This window comes from Sulfurimonas sp., from assembly GCF_041583195.1.
In the GTDB taxonomy this organism is placed as follows: Bacteria; Campylobacterota; Campylobacteria; order Campylobacterales; family Sulfurimonadaceae; genus Sulfurimonas.
The window spans coordinates 1-16899 of record NZ_JBFHGL010000020.1 but is presented as its reverse complement, the minus strand read 5'-3'; the positions used below and the strand labels follow the sequence as shown (position 1 = coordinate 16899).

Here is a 16899-nt window from a genome sequence, read left to right as displayed (position 1 = left end):
ACTCTTTCAAAAGTAAGTGATCTTTTTTTCTTACTAAGTTTTAGATCAAATTTATTACAGAAACTAGCTACCAGATCACCTGTACATTTAATATCACCTTTAGCATTATCAATAATATACTGTTGATATTCACCATATATATCTTTTTGATCTTTTGACTCAGGTCCTTTTTTAACTTCAGGTTTTGTTGATTTTTTAGGTTGAACTTTTTTAACTTCAGGTTTTGCAAACTTTTCTACTATTTCCAAGTCATATTTTTTAGATCTTTTAATAGTAGTTTTTAAATCTGCTTTTTTAGCTGCTGTATATAAAGCCTTATTTTCAATTGTAAGTGCTTCAAATCTTTGAGTCTCTTCGTTTAGTTTGATTATAACTTGAATCTTTTTCATCGTTTTATCCTTTTAATGTTTTGATAAGATCATTATCACTAATTCTACATTAAGAAGTCATCAAGAATATAATAGTTAAGTATTTTTTCCACATAGTTTAGATTATTAGCATAAAAGCCTAAACCGCCAGCATCATTACAACGACTTAATTCGAGTCGTTGAAGTTTGGTAACATCACGAAAATCTTTATTTTCAGCTTTAACTTCTATTGCAACATAACGACCCCTTACACAACAAGTTATATCTGAGACACCTTTTCTATTGGCGACTACTACTTTGATTGAATAGGCACCAATACTTTTCAAATAATTAAGTATCTCAGTTTGAACAACCTTCTCACTTTTCATTTTACTTTAATACCGTTATAATAAATAGCTTTAGGTTTCCAATTTGGATCTAGCAACCAAGCTAGATCTTTATCGTAATTTTTATTAGTTACTTTTTCAATAAGTCTTTTAGCAATATTTTTCTTTTTAGGTTTATCTTCGATTATCTCTTCAAATAGATCGTCAGAGTCATCTTCGATGTTTTCCGTATAAATATAGTTAAATTTAAAATTACCATAAACTGTAACATAATCTTTATGTAAATCTATAATCATAGCTTTAGGACACCAAAATTGTTTGTTACCTTCACAATTAAATAGAATAGCTTTTTCTGTTCTATGTTCAATATTTACAATGTCAATATCTACATTCATCATTTTAAACTCTCCAATAATTCTTTTTGAGTTACATTCTTTTTAGCTAAAGATCTCATGAGTCGATATTCAACCTGACCAACGGCAATGTGTAAATTTCTTACAATATTCTTTTGACCTTGACGATGAAGTCTTTTGTTGAATTGTTGATATAACTCTAGACTCCAATTGAAGCCAAACCATACAAGAAGTGAACCACCATATTGTAAATTAAGACCATGACCAGCAGAAGCAGGATGAGCCAATAACATTTTAATTTTTCCATCATTCCAATCTTTAACAGCTTTTCCTTCTTTGTCTAATGCTACTGCTTGAGGGTATTTTTTTAAAAGTCGATCAAGTTCATGTTTATAATTATAAGCTACAAGAATATTGTCATTTGGATTATCTTCGATTATCTCATCCATAGTGTCAAACTTCAAATCATGAATATGATGTACATTACCGTCTTCGTCATATACTGCACCAGATGAAAACTGTAATAACTTATTTGATAATGTAGCTGCTGACATAGCTGTCAGATTTGCATCAGTTATTTCGATTATCATATCATTCTCAAAATCTTTATATAACTTTTGTAATTTAGGTGTTAAGGGTGTATCTAATACCGATGAGATATATTCAGGTAATTCTAAATAATCTTCACTTGACATTGATAACACTAGATCTTTTATTTTATTTTGAATAGTTTCAGCTGCACCTTCTTTAATTTTATAACTATAACCCATAAAATCTGAATCAAAATAAGTTCGTCTATACATACTGATGTTCTTACCAAGTCTCTCACCTTGATCTAACACATAGATTTGAGACCAAATATCAGTATAACCATTAGGTGAAGGAGTACCTGTAAGAATTACTGAATATTTTAGATACTTTAATATCTTCTTTAAAGCTCTAAACCTCTTACTTGTTGGATTTTTAAATGATGAACTCTCATCAATAACTAACATATCAAAAGGCCATTTGGACTTATAATGATCTACGATCCAAGGAATATTTTCACGATTGATAACATATATATCAGCTTTTCTATTTAGAGCTGCAATTCGTTCTTTTAAATTACCTGTAACTATTGAGAATTTTAAATGTTTTAAGTGTGACCAATTTTCAGCTTCTGTGTGCCAAACTGTTTGACAAACTCTCAACGGACCTACAATTAGGACTTTTGTCGTCGCAAAGTCATCAAGTAGTTCTGTTGTAGCTGTTAGTGTTGATACTGTTTTACCTAAACCCATATCCAGAAATAAACCACTATGTTCTTTTTTAATAATATGTTTAACAGCTTGATTCTGATATTCATGTAGATTTGATCTATTGAGCATATTCAACTCCAAGATCTTTTAAGTGTTTAATACATAGCTCAATATATTTATCTTTATCAAGATCTTTAGGTACTTCATTATTATAAGGTAAATCCATAATCGGTTTTGATCCATCAGACTTTCCAACCTTATTACCATTCTTAACATAGGTAATTGGATCACCGTCTGTAGAGTAATACCACCTTACAACTTTACCAAGATATTCACTTCTCCACTCGGCGCCACCAGTAACTTTTTTACATACAATAAATTTTGTTATAGTGTCACAAGTATCAATTGTATCAGTGAAGCTTGTTCCATCAATAAGATACTTTTTAATCGCATCATATACAATAGGATATTCTACATTTTTTCTTATGTTTGAATCAGTGTAGGCACCTTTAGCTTTGGCATAACCATCATAAATAGCAACATAATTATTAACATCTCTAGCATATAAACCTTCATACACACCATGTTCCATAACCATACCTGTTACAAGCTCCCAATCATATATAATAGCCTCAGCTTCATCTTGTCGGTCTTTATCACAGAAGTATTCTATACCATCGGTATTTGATGAAACTACTTTAAAACCTTTCGACTCTAATTCCTCTATTAACATAAGAAGCATTAGCTGCCCGGTAATTGTAACCTGTAACATAAGATCTGGTGAATACAGTTTTGACCATTTAGATCCTAATTTACCGAAGACACCATTTAAAGTAAGTTTAGTCGAATCACTTGACACTTTATCACCTCGAACCTTTGAACCAGTTACAGGATGATTTCTAGACCAATAGAAGCCTTTATATACTTCTAAGAAGTGTTTACCTAAATGTTTAGGTGTATAGTCGTATTCGATAATCATTGACGGATAATAACTAGCAACATCGGCGTTTCTCATAACATGTGTGTCATCTGAAAGTACAACCAGCTTTTTTTCTTGTGAGTGTAAACCACCAAGACCGATGTTGTAAGTTGTCTCACCTAACTGAATAGTTTCTTTTTTAAGCCAATCTGGAATTTTAGGTGAACCTTTACCATCAAGCTCAAATGGTTCTTCTTGTATTCTTTCAAGTATCTCATTAAGTTGATCTGACATAAATTTAACAAAATCAGGAGCTTTATATATAACTTTATAGCTTGAAGGTAGTGATACTTTTTTAACTCTTATATTCTTCTTACCCAGTTCATATATAACAACAGCTTCTGCAATTTGAGCATCACCTTTTGACATAAGATCTAATTTATAATTATCACTCATATTGTATCTTAGCTCAATAGCTTTAGCAATTTCATTATAAAGATCTATAGTTGTATCTAAGTCGTTTATATTGTATTTTTTCCATACTTCATATTGCTGTTTATTTAACGGCATATCATACTCATAAGGTAGATCTTGAAGTTTCTTAGAATGAAGTCGTGCACCATATAATTTTAAACTAACCATAACACCTGGTGCAGGTTGTGAAAGATCAATATGAGTCATACCAGGTATTCCTTCAATAGCAAAATTACGAATACTTTGCCAAGCTGGATAACCCTCTTTAATCATCTCCTCACTCATTTTAAATATCTGCTTACATGTAATACCTTGTAAGCTTTTTAACATAACGGGTACGTCATATCTTTCACCATTAAAGGTGATGATTGTATATTTTGAAAGTATCGATCTAAGCTTCTTACGGGACTCTTTATCAAGACCTACATTTTCACCATAAGCTTCAATTTGAATAACCTTACCTTTTTCAATACTTTTAAATCCAACAAGGTAAGCGTTAGGAGCTACCTCAATATCACATACAACTAATGGTTTTCTTTTTATAAACATATTTATATCCTTCTATCATTTTAACTCATACGATAAGTAGCCGTGAAGCTACTTATCTAATCAATTAAAGATCTTCATCTTCTTCAGTGTCATCTTCAATATCATCGAAGTCATCATCAGAAGCTACAACAGCATCACCAAATGGCTCACCGTCTTTAACAAATTGAATACCTAAAAGATTTGCATTAATTCTTTTACCGTATGTGTTGTCTTGTGCCCAAGGAGAAATAATAGCATTAACAAAACAACCAGCATACACTCGATCATCTTCTTCTGTTAAAGGAGTTTTATCTCTATCGATTACAGTCGGTCTTTTACTGTTAGCAGCTTTAACTGCCCACATACCTTCATATCCATCATATTCTTTATCTTCAAAGATTTCATCACCATCTTTAATACAAAGCATATCATCTTTAACTCTTTTTAACTTAGCTTCAGTTTTACACTCTTCAATTGCATCTGAAATAAGTTTATAAGTTTTCTTATCACTTTTTGGAAACAATAGAGTTGCCTCATACTTACCTTGTTTACCTGCTTCAAATTCACTCTTTTGAAATAAACTTGGAAAACTTAATCTTGCATTTTTTATCATTATTTTTTTATACATTTTAGATCCTTATCATTATATCTTTATATGTTTTTAGTATGAACTGTATCAGGGACAAAAGACGAGAACTTATAGTTCGTCGTCTAAATCTTCAAAATTGTCAGCAACAGCTTTTTCTGCTGGACGCTTATCACTTGTTGGAGCTACAATAAGCTCACCTTCAGGTTTAATCCATAACTCATTAAACTTATTAGCTTTTTGAGTACTCACTTTACCCAGTATCTTTTCAGCTTGGTTTGGTGTTACTAATTTTCTTGGAGCAACATCATCGATCTTACACCAGTCTTTTAATTTCTCATAAGCAGCTATTTCATCAGACCATTTTTTTCTAGTTTGTTTCTTAACTAACTTATAACCATCAACATCATTACCTTCAGCTAATTCATCATAGATACGACCTTCATAACTTTTAGCTAAATTTTCAATAAATTTAAAGTTACTTAAAAAAGAAGTTACCTTATCAATAGGTAAGATTTGAGCTGAAGCTTTTACATCATCTTCTTCAATATCTTCAAATAAATCATCCATAAGTTCTTCAGCATGTTTGTTTGCAGCTTCACAGAAACTTGCAGCTGGACACCATTTACATTGTGTCTCACCAGGTATACATCTAGCATTATCACCAAGAGCTTCTGCTGCTAAAGGTTTAACTTCTTTTTCGATCCAATCAATAATCTCATCAGGTGTAACTTCCCAACTATTAGTTCTGTTACCGCCAGTTCTTTCATTGTCTTGTACAATATGTAAAATGATATTATCAATATCATGAAATACAGATAACTCTTCATAAGCACCATAAGCATAAATCTTAAGTTGTGAATTCTCTTCAGCAGATACTAAACCTGCACCAGTTTTAAGATCTACAATATGTAAATTACCATTTTCAACAATAACAGCATCAGCATAACCTGATTTGTTCTCATCTTCAATATCATAATCTTCTGGATAAATTGAATTTAGATCAACTACCATTTCAACTATAAGTTCATGCTCGTCATCTTTTTTACAGATAGCTTGTACATAATTAGCATATTCTTTAGCTTCATCATACATCGATTGATCTAAAAATTCAATATTACCTACTGAAATTTGTACACCATTATTAGGTGAAACTGATTTACCATTTAAAATATCTTCACCAGCTTGATGTATTGTTGTACCTCTTCTGGCTGCTGAATTGGACTTGTTTTCTATATCAGCTGTTAATCCTATCGAGCCTGGGCATTTAAGCCAACGACTCGATTGAGATGGACTCAGCTTAGCGTGAGCTGTACTCATCTTATTCTCCTAAAGCTTCTAAGTCTGCAGCTAGTGCTGAATAATCAGCTTCATCAACTTCAGATAGTTTTGTACCATATTTACTAATAACTTTTTTAGCTGCCATTCTATCAGTTCTTTCAACTGCTTTTTTAGCAATACCTGTTAAAGCTTTAAGATCAATATCAGAAGCTTCTTTTTCTTCAACTTCACCTGCTGTTTCATCTTCAACTTCGGGTTCTTCAGCTGGAACTTCTTTTTCTACTTTTGGTTTTGTAGTTGTTTTAGGCTTTGTAACCTTTTTAGGTTCTTCAGCTTTAACATCTTCTTTTGTTTCAACAACTTTAGCTGCAACTGTACTTATTGAACTGTTACCAAGATAACCTTGTAACATGTTAACTGCTTCTTGAGCTTCCTCTTTGCTTGTAATTTGAATTGTGATATTCATTTTGTTCTCCTTGTTTTTTAAGATAGTATCATTGTATAGAAATATACATTAAGAATACATTAGTCTATAATTAAAGTTAGATTATTCATAGATCTACTTATAGCAACGTATTTATGATCTTTACTTGGTAAGTCATACCAATCAATAACAACCTTATCAAAAGACTGACCCTGAGCTTTGTACGTGGTTCTAAATTGCTGATGTCTAGCATAAGGTGAGTTTTTAAGATTAAAGTAATTGATCCAACTAAGTCTCAGATCATTCTTTTCACTTTCAGTCATTTTCCTTTTCATCAATGAGTTGTTATCAGTATTGTATTTCTTCTGCATTTTCTTTTGTAAGTTTTGAGCAGCTTTAAATCTTTTCTGTAAAGTTTTTTTATAAACACCATAATCACCAACAATGATTGTAGGAACTTTATTATATTCATTAACATATATTGTTTCACCATCAAGTCTTTCAACATCACATGACCAGAGTTTATCATCTATCATTCTTGGTACTGATGTTATAACTACTAAATCATTATTATTAAAGTAATTAGTTAAAACAGTTTTATTACCTATAGCAGCTCGTCTTTTAATTGAATCATCACAACCACCAAATGTAAGCATTGTATCACCAAGTTTACCATGACTATAACCTAGAAGCTGCTTTTGCATATCACTAAGAGTTTCGTTTGTGTGAGCCATATATATGGCATTAGGTTCAAACTTTAAATCTGTAATGTCACCAACCTTATCAACATGAGATAGTAATTTTCCTGTATCTCTAAAGTGAGTAATGATTTGATCTAACCTTTCATCTTGAACTCTAAAGTTTTTTGTAAGTGTTATTGTCTTATCACAAAACTTGGACCAATCAACAGGATTATCTTTAATCGGATTTAATTGAATCGGATCACCAAATAAAACTAATCGTCTAGGAGTTATTCTTGTTAAGATACCTTTTAACATACTTTCACCTAACATAGAAGCTTCATCTATAATAACTATTTTATTATCAACCCCATCCAGATCAATCTCATCAAGACAAAAACTTATAACATCTTCTTCTTTATCGACATTAATATTGATTGTAGGTCTGATCTTAAAAAAGCTGTGAATAGTTTTACCACCGATCTTAAGAGCTGCCGATTGTGTTGGAGCTAATAGAACATAATTTGTAGGATTTAATCTACCACATAATTCTTTTATAATTTCACTCTTACCTGTACCACCTTGACCTGTTATAAATAAACTTTTAATATCATCATTCATAGCTAGATTTAAAGCTTGTTCTTGTTCTTTACTTAATTGCATCGTTTTATCCTTTTAGTTTTTATTTGATTAACCTTTTCTTAATCCGTCAGCCGTTCTAATAACTGGAGCGGAATAGATTCGTCTCATTTTAGTCTCACACACTTTACAGAACTCATCTCTTGATGATTCACTCATTGGTTTATTAACCTCAATATCTTTTTTACATTTGTCGCATACATAATTGTATTTCATAATTTAACCTTAGCACTTTTATTGTTAGCTACTTGAGCACCTATGACAAAAGACCGAGTCATTAGCTCTTTGATAAGATCTTTGTGTTTATCTGGTATTTTATTCATATCCTTTAATTTATTATCTAATAGTAAACCAAAATCATTAATGTTAGTAATTTCAATCTCGTTATAACTCATCATCTAAATCCTCAAATTCATGTGCTAAGAAGTCCATATCATAACCCTGTTCCCAAATAGTTATAGCTTCTTTTATTGTTGAACTATGTTTATGGTAATAGAATGGACTTATACCTTTCCAATCAGCCCCAGGATAATCTCTTTTGGTTACTGATTTATAACCCATTTTTTGTAAGATAGATCTTAACTCTTTAGCATTAATACCTCTTGGTGTTATTCTTCGACCATCATCATTTGTAGCTACTTCAGAAGCTTCTCGTAATAATTTAATATTAATTACTTTAGGTAAATCATCTTTATATGTTACAGTTATTAGATCTTGAACTTCATCAGCACCTTGTAACTTACCTTTTTCAATCTCAGCTAATTCTTCTTTATGTATTGACTCAGGTGGAAAGTTCGGATTGAAGTTTGATAAATCTCGATCGAGTAAATATCTTTTGAACTCGGTACCATAAGGACTTTCTGCTCGAGATAACTCATGTAAAGGTTTGAAGTAGTCTTGTCTTTTCTGACCAGCTATTTCCTCAAGATCTTCTAGTGATGTTAAAGGTGAGAATACTAACCACCATCTTCGATCATTCTCATCAACAGGTAAAGCATCTTTATAATTGGTAAAGGCTATGAAGTTACAAGTGTTACGAACTTCAGAACTAACTTCAAATTTTTCTTTTCTTGTTATAGTTTGATTTGTTATCAAAGGTTTAAGATTATTAAGTACCTCATAACGATTATGACCTAACAACTTAATCTCCTCTAATACTCTTAACATTTTACTTGAAGCCCAACTGTTATTTGAATCAGCAATTATAATTGAATCAACTACACCGGCATTAGGTTTACCAAATATATGATTGATAAGTAAATTACCTATAACAGATTTACCAATACCTTCAACTGATTGTATCAGAGGAACCCATAATATTTTTGTACCAGGATTTTGTGTTATGTAAGCCATGAAGTCAATCAAAGTCTCAGCTTCTTTTTCACTTGTAAGATATTTTAAATGTTGTATGAATTTGTCAATAAGTCTTTTACCCTGAGCAGTAAAGTCTGTAGCCTTCGGAACTGTATTTGAATCAAATAAATTTAACATAGTTCGACCTTGATCGTCAACAAATATTCTTTCATTAGTTGTAGGATTATATTCATGATCGACGGCGTAAGGTATAAGTTTCTTTTGAAAAGCTTGTTGAACGGTTAAAGTTTTTTTAAGACCTAATTTTTGTGAGACTTTTACCAGATCGGCATGAAGCATCATAGATACACCTTCTAAATCATGTCTCGCATTATTTGAAACTTGAAAATAGTTTTGTCTAGTGAATGAAGCTACTCTAACAAAATCATTAAATATATCAGTTTCAAATTCATCACCATCAATAACTTCAACCTCAATTAATTCTCGACCATATAATGGTTTTGTCATTTTTTGTATATCAGAATAATTTAAGTGAAGATCTAATTCGTTTGATCTAGATTGAAATGTTTTACAGATCTCATTGTTAATAAGTTTGTTTGTAAACTTAGGATAATCTATCCATTGTTTATTCGTTAATAGCTGCTCCATATCAACACTATCTTCACATTGCCTAATGGTTGATATTAATTGGTTCGTTTTGTTCGTTATAGCGTTAATATAAAGAGTTGCCATTGTTCGAGGTGCACCTTGATATTCACCTACCTCTTTCCATTTTTTAAGACAAGCATCTCGATCATCATAATTATCAGCAGTCTTTGACCACTCATGAAATATTTCAAAAGCTTCTTTAGTGTTACCAAGTTCTCTTTTTATAGCCGAAGCGTTTGCCATCCATTCAGCATATTCTGAAGCATCTAACCATTTTAATAATAGTTTAATTTCTTCAGGTGTTTTCTTTTCATACAAATCATCAACTGACATAAGGTCTTCATCAGCTTCGACCTTTATAACATCAACTTCAAGATAATCGCTCCAATCTTCAATATCATCATTTATAAATATCTTATCATGTAGCATCTCATAAACATAATCATTTCCTTCAAGCTGAATAGTTTGACCACCTGCAACAGCATAAGGTGTACATAATCTATCATTAGCTTTATGACATATAAAATCTATATCAGGATATTCTTTTTGTTGTATTCTTATTGGTGCGTCGACTGTTGTATAAATATGTAAACCACCAGATCCAGTTCTAACTGTAGGTATAAGTTCAACCATTAAGTCGTCTTCCAGTTTAGCAAGTGATTCTAAACCTTTTTTACCATTCTTAATATCTACATCGATTATCATATATTTTTTTGAAGGTACAACAGCATAGAATTTATCTTCATCATATTTACAAGAAGTCTTTTTACATTTCTTATCTTTGTCCAATCGACGATGTAAAGGTTTTTTATCCTCACCTAATTCAATCAATTGAAAACCTAAACCATGTTTATATTGATTATAAATTTTCTCTTCCATTTAAACCTCTTTTTATATTTATTAGTGAAATCTTATCATTCTAGTCATTAAAAGTGCATTAAGATTAAATCATCAAAAATCAAGAGTGGGTTGTCCCTCTACCCTCTTCTACGCTAATTAATAGTGCATGCCCAACCGCCCACATGCGTATAAGATATAATAATATAAGTTTTTTAGCTTAAAAGTATCTTTTCTCTTATATTTACACGAAAAGGAGGGTATGGGGACAACCCGGTCTAGTTTTTAAAAGAAACAGAAAAAACGCGTTAGTTTTAAAGTGGGTGGTGGGAAATTTATAAATTGAGTGCTACCTTCCTGTGCGTATGCGATACTATAATAGATTAATGTTGTTGTAATGAAAGATTGAATACAATAGGTGAAACAAAAAGACACAGGAGTAGAACAATGGCAACAAGGGTTATTGATCTTTATAAAGATAAGGCTGATGAAATAGCTAAGAGTTATGAGTCGGGTAAACATTACAAGGAACTTGCTAAAGAGTTTGAATGTAGTAACAATACAATGATGATAACATTAGGTGTGTTAGGTTATGAAGTTGAACCATGGGCACAAGAGCAAGTTAAGAAAAAGCTTGATTATATTGCAAAAGAAAAAGCTAAAAGGGTTAGACGAGCAAATGCCACAGTTAAAGAAACAAATAGTTAATGGTAAGCTAAAATGTTCTAAGTGTGCGTATTGGCTACCTACTTGTGAGTACGGTAAGTCTGCACACAGCTCGACAGGTTACAGATCTTGTTGTAAAGTTTGTCAGAAACATTATTATGATTCAAGAAGACGTAAGATCGAATTTAATTCAGGTATAATTGGTTTATATAAATTCGATTGTGATCATTGCAAAAAAGAATTTGTAACTAAGAAGTCCAGTAAGGTTTACTGTTCTGATAAGTGTAGAAAAAGAGCTTGGTATGAAGCTAATGAAAGAGGTAAGTGATGTTAAGTGAATTAGATATAGAACTCTTAGGTTTGACTGATAGACAACGAGCTTTTGCTGAAGAATACATTATAGATTTTAATGCTTCTCGTGCAGTTCGAGCTGCAGGTTATAGTGAAAAAGGTGCAAATGTACAAGGTGTTCAATTATTATCAAACATTAACGTACAGGAATATGTTCAACATTTAATCAAATTAAGATCAACTCGTACTAAGATAACAGCTGATATGGTTGTAGCAGAAATAGCTAAAGTTGCTATGTTAAATGTTGAAGACTTCTATGATGATATGGGATTAAAACCTTTGAGTGAATTAGATGAAAATTCTAAAGCTGCTATTTCAAGTTATCAAACAAAAAGAATTAAAACAGGTAAAGATCAATATGAAGATGTTCCTATTATGAAAGTACATGATAAGATGAAAGCCTTGGAATTATTAGGTAAACATACTGGAGCATTTGAAAAAGACAATCAGCAGAAACAACCTGTTAATCAAAATATAAATATTAGTTGGGAGTAAATCATGAATAATGAAATTGTAAAGCTCGAGTTAGAAAAAAGTAAGATTAATACTAAACACATATTACATTTTATATTAACTTTGTTAACTGGTGGTTTTTGGTCAATCATCTGGATTATAGCTACATTCAGAAATCAAAGTAGAGTTAAACGTATTGAGAATAAAATTCTTGAACTAAAGATTGAGAATGAATATAGGTCTTAATAAAAAACTTAAAGGTTTTGCTACTAAAGAAATGCGGTACAAAGTAGCTTATGGAGGTCGTGGATCTTCTAAGTCTTGGACCGTAGCTCGGATCTTGTTATTGATGTCAATGAACAAACCTCTTAGAATATTATGTACGAGAGAGATACAAGACTCGATTAAAGACTCAGTACATAAGTTATTAAGCGATCAAATTGATCTATTAGGTCTTACAGGCTTCACAGTACAGAATGATGTTATACGTCATTCTAATGGCTCTGAGTTTCTATTCAAAGGTTTATATACTAATCTCTCTAAAATCAAATCATTTGAAGGTGTTGATATATGTTGGATTGAAGAGGCTGAAAGTATTAGTGCCAGATCGTGGGAAATATTAGATCCAACAATTAGAAAACCTGGTTCTGAAATCTGGATAACTTTTAATCCGAGATACGAAGATGATGCTATCTATAATAAATTTGTAGGTGGTGAAAATATTCCTGATAATGCTTTAATTGTTAAAGTTAATTGGCAAGACAATAAACACTTTCCATTGGTACTACAAAAACAAAAAGATCACATGGCTCGAACAGATCCTGATTTATACTTACATATTTGGGAAGGTGAACTTAAGAAAAATACAGCAGAACAAATCTTTCATAGTAAATGGATTATTGAAGACTTTGAATCAAATCCTCGTATTGAACATTATCATTTTGGAGCTGACTGGGGATTTTCTCAAGATCCTAACACTGTTAATCGAGTTCATGTAGCAGCTCATGAGAAGTATGGACCTAATTGTTTATATATCGAATATGAAGCTAATGACAGACCTTACGATGAAGATGAACGTAACACATCAAGTGATTTAGATCAACTACCTGATTTATGGGAAGATGTTCCAGGTATAACAAGATATGAAATATTTGCAGATAGTGCTAGACCTGAAACTGTCAGTTATATGAACGGTAAGGGTTTTAATGTTTCAAGTGTATCAAAATGGCCTGGTAGTATTGAAGATGGTATTTCATATATTAGAGCTTTTGACAAAGTTATTATTCACAGTCGATGCAAGAATACAATATGGGAATTCAAATCATATAAATATAAAGTTGATAGTAAATCAGGTCAAATCACGAATAAGATTATTGATAAGTTTAATCACCATATTGATGCTATTAGATATGCCTTAAGTCTTATGATAAAAGGTGAGATTGTCGATTATAGTAAAATTGTATGATGTTATGGTACAATTGAAAAAATAAGAAATTGAGGCTCTTGATATGAACGTACAACAATTCAAAGACGGTATAACTTCTCTATTCAATAGTTTAGCTAACAAGAGAAGTGCAACAGGATCTAATACTATTACAAGTGTTAGAGTTCCTTTTAATGAATTGAATGAAATCTATAAAACTGGTATAGGTAATAAGATTGTTAGGATTAAAGCTGGTTATGCTTTAAAATCTAACGCTATAACTTTTACAAGTGATGAAGATAAAACATTCTACTTAGCTAAACTTGAAGCAGATATGAAAGAAGCATTCACATGGTGTTTAACTTTTGGTCGTGGTATAGTTGTTATTAATGACGGTACAGATTTATCTCAACCCCTTGAGGAAGTAGATAAACAAAATGTTAAGTTCGATGTGTTCTCAGGTGATATGGTTTCAGTTACTCAATATGAAATGGATCTTCTAAGTAAAAGATATTTACAACCAACATATTATAATGTTAGAGGTTACAATTTTCATTATTCAAGAGTTGTAGATCTTACTTATGTTAGAACAACTCAAGATGATGCACCAAGTTATAATTATGCAGGTATAAGTGAGTATGAGCTTATCTATAATCAACTTATCAATGATGGTGTAGTTGAAAGAGCCTCAGCTTCAATACTTGAAAAGAATTCATCACTATTCTATAAGATCAAAGGTTTCAAAAACTTACTGGAAAGAAAACAAGAAGATTCAATTGTTAAATATTTTGGTATGGTTGAAGATCGTCGATCGATATATGGTGCAGGTCTTATTGATGCTGAAGATGAAGTTATGAATGTAACTCAATCACTTACTAACCTTAAAGATGCTGATGATATATCACTTAGAAGAGTTGCAATGGTATCAGGTATTCCTTTACCTATGTTAATTGGTGAGAATGTTAAAGGTCTTAATTCAGCAGGTACTCAAGAGAAAACTTCATTCAATGAAATGATTGAGCTATTACAACAAGATTATCTAGTATCTAAAATGAATCAACTATTTGGTAAGTTAGGTATGAGTCCTATTAAGTTTAAGGATAATCAAAATGTAACACCATTAGAAAAAGTTGATTATGAGACTAAAGCGATCGACAATGCTGTTAAGTTATCTGATATGGGTTATGATGCTGAAAGCTATCTAAAAGAAAGAGGTGTTGAGGTAAAATCTAAAGATGAGTTTGAGTCTGAATTTCCACCATTTGATGATGTTAAGGATTTTTAGATGGCAAGCTTCGACGTAAAAACAATTGAGACTAAAAAGAAATCTGCAAAAGTAAAACCTTTAAGAACTCCTTTGACTTTAGAAAAGGAACTTGATAACTTTATGAAATTCATGGTTAAGTCTATGAGTAAAAGGTTTGAGACAAAAGTTTTAGCTGCTATGAACAAATCTACTGTTGATAAGTTTCAAGATGCTCAAACAGGTAACTATGCTAATATCTTTAATAAGTTAGTTCGTGAGTTTGAAAAGTCGATCAATGAACAATTCAGTCAAAAGAGAATTAACAATTATATTAAAAAGCTTTATAAGAAGACAAATAAGCTGAATGACAAAGCTTTTTATCATTCGGTTAATAGTAAGGTTGGGGTTGATGTAAAATCAATTATAGGTACTGATGGATTAAACTCTTTTGTTAATGCTAAAAGTCTTGAAACAATTGGTCAAGTGGTTAAAGTTAAAAAAGAGATGATGGAAAATCTAAGTCAGAATACACTTAGATTAATGTCAGCAGGTAAAAATTTAGATACACTATATGAAGAAGTTACCAACACAAAACAAAAGAATTTAAACAAATCTGAATTGGTATCTCGAAATGAACTTAAGACTTTTAACAGTCAATTAAGTGATAAGAGAGCTACAAATCTAGGTATACAAAAAGCTGTTTGGAATACAGTTGGTGACGAGAGAACAAGACCTTGTCATAGAAAACGTGATGGTGAAGAGTTTGATATAGAAAAAGGTCTTTATAGCTCGTGTGATCAAAAATGGTTAAAACCAGGCGAAGAGATCAACTGTAGATGTTTTGCAACTTATGTTGTAGAATTTGATTAGGAGTAAAATATGAATTTGGATAGTAAAAATATAAGACAATTTACTAATAATTTTAGTGAGTTAGAAAGAGTGATCGACACAGGTTATGTCGATCCATCAGTAATGTTTAAGGTTGATAAATTTGCAAGAACTATTTTACAAAATAATGTATTACAATTAGTAGCGAGTTTTAACAACTTAGATCCTTTTTTAACAACTCCTGCAAATCTATATTTAGCAAGTGATAATTCAAATGATACTTTTGAGGTTGTTATAGAATACATTGATCAAAACAGAGATAAGCAATTGATGAATGTTAATCTAACAGGTACAACTCCTGTAGATTTAGGATCGGATATTTATTGTATCTTTAGAATGTATAACAATAATGGAGTTGATCAAGTAGGAACAAGAGTTGTAGTTACATCAAATGTTACAGGAATTCCTATTGATGATACAGAAGTTTATTGTGATATGATTCTTACAAGTGGTGTAGCTGCCAATCAATCTCTAACCGGTATTTTTAGTGTACCTCGAAATTATAGCGCTTTTGTAACTAAAGCCTCAATCACTGCTGACAAAGGTAGTGATTTAAAAGGTGCATTTTTTATCAGACAGGAAGGTAGGGTTTTTAGATTTGTAAAAGCATTAGAAACATTCCAACAACAATCTGTTAGTTATGATATGTTTGAAAGAGGTTTAGAGAAAACTGATTTTAGACCTATAGCAATAGCTCAGACAGGTGGTTTAGCTTATTTTGAATATACTGTTATTTGTATTCACAACGACTACCTTGATAAATTTATAAGGAGTTAAAATATGAAAAGAAAATTAGTATTCTCAGATAACATAAAGATCACACTCGATGATAATGGTAAGACACTTATCTCTGTTCGTGATGGTGTTCAAGAATATGCAGGTATTGAAATTGGACTTCAACCATACGATAAAATATTTAAGATTTATCGTAGTCCTGAAACAATTCGAGCCATTAAAGATTCAATTGTAGGAATACCTATTACAAACGGTCATGTTGAATTAGAAGATATTCCTCAAGATCAGATTAAAGGTTATGTTGACGGTTCGGAACTTGTTCAATATGAAGATAAAAAACTAGCTTCAAGTATTGCAATTAAGAATAATGTTAAATTGCAGGATAATGTGATACAATTACTCGATAGTAAAAATCAGTTAAGCTTAGGTTATTTCGCAGAGACTGTTGATAACGACTTATATGATTTTGAACAAGTAAACATTATACCCCATCACTTGGCTATCGTGGAAAATGGAAGATGT

20 protein-coding genes are annotated in these 16899 nt (G+C 31.3%); 9 read left to right on the top strand and 11 right to left on the bottom strand.

Annotated features, from left to right (window positions below):
- From ABZA65_RS12160 to ABZA65_RS12110, 11 genes are all read right to left on the bottom strand, one after another.
- A partial coding sequence (locus tag ABZA65_RS12160; protein ID WP_373074033.1) for a hypothetical protein occupies positions 1 to 389 on the bottom strand: 389 nt, incomplete at its 3' end.
- A gap of 44 nt (positions 390 to 433) precedes the next feature.
- On the bottom strand, positions 434 to 736 hold the full coding sequence (locus tag ABZA65_RS12155) for a hypothetical protein (RefSeq protein ID WP_373074031.1): 303 nt from the start codon (positions 734 to 736) through the stop codon (positions 434 to 436).
- Positions 733 to 1089, bottom strand: a complete 357-nt coding sequence (locus tag ABZA65_RS12150; RefSeq protein ID WP_373074029.1) for a hypothetical protein — start codon at positions 1087 to 1089, stop codon at positions 733 to 735. Before ABZA65_RS12150 ends, ABZA65_RS12155 begins: the two co-directional genes overlap by 4 nt.
- The gene (locus tag ABZA65_RS12145) at positions 1089 to 2414 is read right to left on the bottom strand and encodes an SNF2-related protein (protein WP_373074027.1); all 1326 of its coding nucleotides are present in this window, start codon (positions 2412 to 2414) and stop codon (positions 1089 to 1091) included. The genes ABZA65_RS12150 and ABZA65_RS12145 overlap by 1 nt, the downstream gene beginning before the upstream one ends.
- Positions 2404 to 4227: a hypothetical protein gene (locus ABZA65_RS12140; RefSeq protein WP_373074025.1), complete on the bottom strand. Its 1824-nt coding sequence runs from the start codon at positions 4225 to 4227 to the stop codon at positions 2404 to 2406. Before ABZA65_RS12140 ends, ABZA65_RS12145 begins: the two co-directional genes overlap by 11 nt.
- Before the next feature lie 64 nt (positions 4228 to 4291).
- On the bottom strand, positions 4292 to 4834 hold the full coding sequence (locus ABZA65_RS12135) for a DUF2815 family protein (protein WP_373074023.1): 543 nt from the start codon (positions 4832 to 4834) through the stop codon (positions 4292 to 4294).
- A gap of 69 nt (positions 4835 to 4903) precedes the next feature.
- A complete protein-coding gene (locus ABZA65_RS12130) occupies positions 4904 to 6112 on the bottom strand; it encodes a DUF2800 domain-containing protein (RefSeq protein ID WP_373074021.1) in 1209 nt (402 codons plus the stop codon).
- A 1-nt stretch (position 6113) separates the two neighbouring features.
- Positions 6114 to 6539, bottom strand: coding sequence for a hypothetical protein (locus tag ABZA65_RS12125; protein WP_373074019.1), 426 nt, complete (start codon positions 6537 to 6539; stop codon positions 6114 to 6116).
- Positions 6540 to 6598: 59 nt separating this feature from the next.
- Positions 6599 to 7840, bottom strand: a complete 1242-nt coding sequence (locus tag ABZA65_RS12120; RefSeq protein WP_373074017.1) for an AAA family ATPase — start codon at positions 7838 to 7840, stop codon at positions 6599 to 6601.
- 27 nt (positions 7841 to 7867) lie between these two features.
- The gene (locus ABZA65_RS12115; RefSeq protein WP_373074015.1) at positions 7868 to 8032 is read right to left on the bottom strand and encodes an FmdB family zinc ribbon protein; all 165 of its coding nucleotides are present in this window, start codon (positions 8030 to 8032) and stop codon (positions 7868 to 7870) included.
- 168 nt (positions 8033 to 8200) lie between these two features.
- On the bottom strand, positions 8201 to 10657 hold the full coding sequence (locus ABZA65_RS12110) for a DUF5906 domain-containing protein (RefSeq protein WP_373074013.1): 2457 nt from the start codon (positions 10655 to 10657) through the stop codon (positions 8201 to 8203).
- A 405-nt stretch (positions 10658 to 11062) separates the two neighbouring features.
- On the opposite strand from ABZA65_RS12110, the gene ABZA65_RS12105 reads away from it, so the two are divergent.
- From ABZA65_RS12105 to ABZA65_RS12065, 9 genes are all read left to right on the top strand, one after another.
- On the top strand, positions 11063 to 11323 hold the full coding sequence (locus ABZA65_RS12105; protein WP_373074011.1) for a hypothetical protein: 261 nt from the start codon (positions 11063 to 11065) through the stop codon (positions 11321 to 11323).
- Positions 11295 to 11609 carry a hypothetical protein gene (locus ABZA65_RS12100; RefSeq protein ID WP_373074009.1) on the top strand — a complete coding sequence of 105 codons (315 nt, stop codon included), beginning with the start codon at positions 11295 to 11297 and terminating at the stop codon, positions 11607 to 11609. The genes ABZA65_RS12105 and ABZA65_RS12100 overlap by 29 nt, the downstream gene beginning before the upstream one ends.
- 32 nt (positions 11610 to 11641) lie before the next feature.
- On the top strand, positions 11642 to 12127 hold the full coding sequence (locus ABZA65_RS12095; protein WP_373074007.1) for a terminase small subunit: 486 nt from the start codon (positions 11642 to 11644) through the stop codon (positions 12125 to 12127).
- A 3-nt stretch (positions 12128 to 12130) separates the two neighbouring features.
- Positions 12131 to 12331 (top strand): hypothetical protein, encoded by a 201-nt coding sequence (locus ABZA65_RS12090; RefSeq protein ID WP_373074005.1) that lies wholly within the window; start codon positions 12131 to 12133, stop codon positions 12329 to 12331.
- On the top strand, positions 12315 to 13550 hold the full coding sequence (locus ABZA65_RS12085; protein ID WP_373074003.1) for a PBSX family phage terminase large subunit: 1236 nt from the start codon (positions 12315 to 12317) through the stop codon (positions 13548 to 13550). The genes ABZA65_RS12090 and ABZA65_RS12085 overlap by 17 nt, the downstream gene beginning before the upstream one ends.
- A gap of 43 nt (positions 13551 to 13593) precedes the next feature.
- Positions 13594 to 14793 (top strand): anti-CBASS protein Acb1 family protein, encoded by a 1200-nt coding sequence (locus ABZA65_RS12080; RefSeq protein WP_373074001.1) that lies wholly within the window; start codon positions 13594 to 13596, stop codon positions 14791 to 14793.
- Complete coding sequence (locus tag ABZA65_RS12075; RefSeq protein WP_373073999.1) at positions 14794 to 15624, top strand: phage minor head protein; 831 nt, start codon at positions 14794 to 14796, stop codon at positions 15622 to 15624.
- 9 nt (positions 15625 to 15633) lie between these two features.
- Positions 15634 to 16419, top strand: a complete 786-nt coding sequence (locus tag ABZA65_RS12070) for a hypothetical protein (RefSeq protein ID WP_373073997.1) — start codon at positions 15634 to 15636, stop codon at positions 16417 to 16419.
- A gap of 3 nt (positions 16420 to 16422) precedes the next feature.
- The coding region (locus ABZA65_RS12065; protein WP_373073995.1) for a DUF2213 domain-containing protein at positions 16423 to 16899 on the top strand (477 nt) is incomplete at its 3' end.

What these genes read in the sequence shown, in the direction of transcription:
- ABZA65_RS12155 (WP_373074031.1), bottom strand. Translation starts at nt 736, where the DNA reads ATGAAAAGTGAGAAGGTTGTTCAAACTGAGATACTTAATTATTTGAAA.
- ABZA65_RS12150 (WP_373074029.1), bottom strand. Translation starts at nt 1,089, where the DNA reads ATGAATGTAGATATTGACATTGTAAATATTGAACATAGAACAGAAAAA.
- ABZA65_RS12145 (WP_373074027.1), bottom strand. Translation starts at nt 2,414, where the DNA reads ATGCTCAATAGATCAAATCTACATGAATATCAGAATCAAGCTGTTAAA.
- ABZA65_RS12140 (WP_373074025.1), bottom strand. Translation starts at nt 4,227, where the DNA reads ATGTTTATAAAAAGAAAACCATTAGTTGTATGTGATATTGAGGTAGCT.
- ABZA65_RS12135 (WP_373074023.1), bottom strand. Translation starts at nt 4,834, where the DNA reads ATGTATAAAAAAATAATGATAAAAAATGCAAGATTAAGTTTTCCAAGT.
- ABZA65_RS12130 (WP_373074021.1), bottom strand. Translation starts at nt 6,112, where the DNA reads ATGAGTACAGCTCACGCTAAGCTGAGTCCATCTCAATCGAGTCGTTGG.
- ABZA65_RS12125 (WP_373074019.1), bottom strand. Translation starts at nt 6,539, where the DNA reads ATGAATATCACAATTCAAATTACAAGCAAAGAGGAAGCTCAAGAAGCA.
- ABZA65_RS12120 (WP_373074017.1), bottom strand. Translation starts at nt 7,840, where the DNA reads ATGCAATTAAGTAAAGAACAAGAACAAGCTTTAAATCTAGCTATGAAT.
- ABZA65_RS12115 (WP_373074015.1), bottom strand. Translation starts at nt 8,032, where the DNA reads ATGAAATACAATTATGTATGCGACAAATGTAAAAAAGATATTGAGGTT.
- ABZA65_RS12110 (WP_373074013.1), bottom strand. Translation starts at nt 10,657, where the DNA reads ATGGAAGAGAAAATTTATAATCAATATAAACATGGTTTAGGTTTTCAA.
- ABZA65_RS12105 (WP_373074011.1), top strand. Translation starts at nt 11,063, where the DNA reads ATGGCAACAAGGGTTATTGATCTTTATAAAGATAAGGCTGATGAAATA.
- ABZA65_RS12100 (WP_373074009.1), top strand. Translation starts at nt 11,295, where the DNA reads ATGCCACAGTTAAAGAAACAAATAGTTAATGGTAAGCTAAAATGTTCT.
- ABZA65_RS12090 (WP_373074005.1), top strand. Translation starts at nt 12,131, where the DNA reads ATGAATAATGAAATTGTAAAGCTCGAGTTAGAAAAAAGTAAGATTAAT.
- ABZA65_RS12085 (WP_373074003.1), top strand. Translation starts at nt 12,315, where the DNA reads ATGAATATAGGTCTTAATAAAAAACTTAAAGGTTTTGCTACTAAAGAA.
- ABZA65_RS12080 (WP_373074001.1), top strand. Translation starts at nt 13,594, where the DNA reads ATGAACGTACAACAATTCAAAGACGGTATAACTTCTCTATTCAATAGT.
- ABZA65_RS12075 (WP_373073999.1), top strand. Translation starts at nt 14,794, where the DNA reads ATGGCAAGCTTCGACGTAAAAACAATTGAGACTAAAAAGAAATCTGCA.
- ABZA65_RS12070 (WP_373073997.1), top strand. Translation starts at nt 15,634, where the DNA reads ATGAATTTGGATAGTAAAAATATAAGACAATTTACTAATAATTTTAGT.